The 3,355-nt window shown below is 50.6% G+C and carries 3 protein-coding genes; all 3 read left to right on the top strand.

Annotated features, from left to right (window positions below; genetic code table 11):
• On the top strand, positions 1 to 391 hold a 391-nt coding region (locus NZ772_16045), incomplete at its 5' end, for a DUF4340 domain-containing protein (GenBank protein MCS6815067.1).
• 102 nt (positions 392 to 493) lie between these two features.
• On the top strand, positions 494 to 1,192 hold the full coding sequence (locus NZ772_16040; protein ID MCS6815066.1) for a CIA30 family protein: 699 nt from the start codon (positions 494 to 496) through the stop codon (positions 1,190 to 1,192).
• Between the two features lie 113 nt (positions 1,193 to 1,305).
• The coding region (locus NZ772_16035) for a PAS domain S-box protein (GenBank protein MCS6815065.1) at positions 1,306 to 3,355 on the top strand (2,050 nt) is incomplete at its 3' end.

Raw genomic sequence — 3,355 nt, 5'->3', positions numbered from 1 at the left:
GACATTGACAGTACCCACTAGCCAATTGGCAGAGCTAGGGTTGGATCCGCCCATAGCCAGGGTTGAGCTTACCCTTAAGAAAGGTGATGTCCAGCGGTTGGTGGTGGGCAAACCTGATTTCAGCAATCGGTTTCTCTACGCACGAGTGAACCCATCTAGTCAGCCAGCCAGCCAAGTGGAGGTCATACTCATCCCCATTGACCTGCAAAGTGCCATCGATCGCCCCTTAGATGATTGGAAACAAGCTAGTGAAGCATCTCCATCCTCTGCTAGTGAGACAACAACCGCCCCAACTTCCCCAGCCCCAGCCGCCGCCTCACCCAGTCCAGCACCGAAACCACAACCAGCAACTGATTCTAAGCCCAGTGACTCTACCCCATCCAACCCGTAGGTGCCCCTTGGGGAGATGCTAGGGCAGCCCCAAGCAGCACTACTCTCCGTCAGACTCTTTCTGTAATTCCGTAGGCCAACATGCAACTAGTGGGATGCCATCATGACTGAAAAAAGCTCAGCACCTTGGGATTTTGGTCGGTTTCTAAAAACCGTTGCCTACTTTGGTGAAGTGCCCCTGCTCAGCAAATTGGACTGGTTTCAACATTTGATGGGTAGCCGTGTAGAGCCAAGGTTAGATGCGGCTGCGTTAGCTTCAACAGAGGCCAATTTACTGGTTGACTTTACCCAGCCGATCGCCAATCTTAGTGACCATTGGGGGGCACTGGATGATGTAGTTATGGGGGGTGCTAGCCAAAGTCAGCTCATCCAGCAGGATGGTGTAGCATTATTTACTGGAATACTCTCCACTGCTAATTCTGGGGGGTTTGCTTCGGTACGAACGCGCAATATCGACCCTCCGTTGGATTTGTCGGCAGCAATGGGCATTCAGTTGCAGGTCAAGGGTGACGGCAAGCGCTATAAGTTTATGGTGCGCTCCCAAACTCAGTGGGATGGGATCGCCTATTGTTACTCGTTTGACACGATCGCCGAGCAGTGGATTACTGTTCAAATTCCCTTTGCGGCAATGATCCCGGTGTTTCGTGCCCGCACGCTTAACTCGGCTGAACCACTTAATACTCGACAGATTTGTTCCCTGCAACTGATGCTAAGTAAGTTTGAATACGATGGTGCGCTAAATCCCCACTTTGCCCCAGGGAGGTTTTGTCTAGCAGTGAAGACGATCGCCACCTACCAATAGTGGCTGGTGCCATTGCCAAACCACTATACTGCTAGTCATGGGGGATGCAGTGGTCTGGGTGAATTTTTACAAAAACCTAGGCTTGGGAATAGCTCCTTCATGAGGAGGCCATATTGAACCGCCGTTCCACCACTAAGCAACCATCCCTATCGGCACCGCTACGAATCGCTGGCCTATATGCTGCGGTTGGCTGGCTGTGGATTTTTCTCTCTGATCGATTAGTGGCAGCCATCCTGCACCGTAGGCTAGACAACATGGTGCTGCTGCAAACCCTAAAGGGCTGGCTGTATGTCCTAGTTACAGCAGGATTAGTGTACTGGCTAGTCAAACGAGAAGTTATCATCAACTACCATACCAATCGCACTTTAAAGAGTACCCTAGCCGAGTTGTTGGCCGTCCAAGCTGACCTCCAAACCAGTGAGGAGCGCTATCGTCAAATTGTGGAAAGCCAGACAGATTTTGTGATGCGTTCCAAGGCTGACACCACCATTACCTTCGTAAATACTTCCCTTTGCCGTGCCCTAGGACGATCGCCAGCACAACTTATTGGCACTCGCTGGCACCACTACGTTCCCCCAGAGGATTTGAGCCAACTCTACCAAAAGATTGCAGCCCTAACACCCGCAAATTCTATGTTTGAGAACATTAACGCTGATTATCGCGCTGATGGCCAACTGGGTTGGACTCAATGGGTAAATCTAGGTGTTTTTGACAACTCCGGAAACTTGGTGGAAATTCAATCGGTGGGGCGAGACATTACCAGTCTCAAACGAGCTGAGGAAGCTCTACATCGACGAGAACAAGAGTTTCGCGCTCTGGTGGAAAATGACCCCGATATCATCATGCGGTTCGATCGCACACTCCGCTACCTCTACGTCAACCCAGCGATTGAAAACGCCACGGGCTTGCCACCTGATGGTTTTCTAGGCAAAACGAATCAAGACATGGGAATGCCTGCACCATTAGTTGCCCAGTGGGATGCAGTCTTTAATCGGGTGTTGGCAACAGGGCAGCAAGAACAACTGGAATTTGAGCTGCCTACTCCTTGTGGCATCCGTGCCTATCAAGCTCGGTGTGTACCAGAAACCATGACCGATGGCTCCGTAGCTTCCATCTTGGTTGTTTGTCGAGACATTACGGAACAGAAGCACCTAGAGCAAGCACTGCGGCAGCGAATTGAGCAAGAACAAGCTCTTTATCGCATTGTGCAAGCAATTCGTCAGTCCCTTGATTTAGACACAATTTTTGCGACTGCAACTGTAGAGATTGCACAACTGGTTCAAGCCGATCGTTCAGCCGTTGTGCAATATTTCCCAGAGCAGCAATGTTGGCGGCACTTATCAGAGTATCGTGCTAGCCCAGCGTTGCCTGACTTGCTAAGTGTAGTGATTCCAGATCAGGGTAATGTGCTGGCTACCCAACTCAAACAGCGCCAAATCCTCCATATCCATGATCCTAGCGCTGTGGAGGATGATATCAATCGGGAGTTTGCTCAAATCTTGCCGGGATCATGGTTGCTGGTACCCCTCGTAGTAGACGGGGCTGTTTGGGGCAGTTTCAGCATGGCGAGAGTGACTCCTCAATCACCTTGGAATGATGAGCAGATTACCCTAGTGCAGACCATTGCCGATCAACTAGCGATCGCCATTCAACAAGCCCAAGCATTTCAACAGGCTCGACAGGAACTTGCCGAGCGACAACGAGCCGAGGCCAACCTAAGGGCAGCTCTGGCAGAGAAGGAAGTGTTGTTCAAAGAAATCCACCACCGCGTCAAGAACAATCTGCAAATCATTTCTGGTCTATTGCAGCTCCAAGCCGATAGCCTGCAAGATCCGCAGGTCGTTGCCGCCCTGCGCGAGAGTCAACAGCGCATTCAAGCCATGGCGTTGATTCATAAAAAACTGTATGCAGTTTCCGACTTAGGGCGCATCGATGTCGTGGATTATATCCATAGCCTGACCTCTAGCTTAATAGCCTCTTATCAAGTCCTGCCTGGTAGGGTGAGGTTATCTGTGGAAGTAGAGCCAATTTCCCTAAGTCTTGATCAAGCCATCCCCTGTGGCCTAGTCATCAATGAGTTGGTATCCAATGCATTTAAGTATGGTTTCCCAAACCAGAGGGCTGGCGAGGTTACAGTTACATTACGTCATATTGACGGTTTGC

It is taken from the genome of Cyanobacteriota bacterium (assembly GCA_025054735.1).
Taxonomy (GTDB): Bacteria; Cyanobacteriota; Cyanobacteriia; order SKYG9; family SKYG9; genus SKYG9.
The sequence above is the reverse complement of the archived record's forward strand: the minus strand, read 5'-3'. Positions and strand labels throughout refer to the sequence as shown.

Coding starts and splice junctions, on each gene's coding strand:
- NZ772_16040 (MCS6815066.1), top strand. CDS start 494: ATGACTGAAAAAAGCTCAGCACCTTGGGATTTTGGTCGGTTTCTAAAA.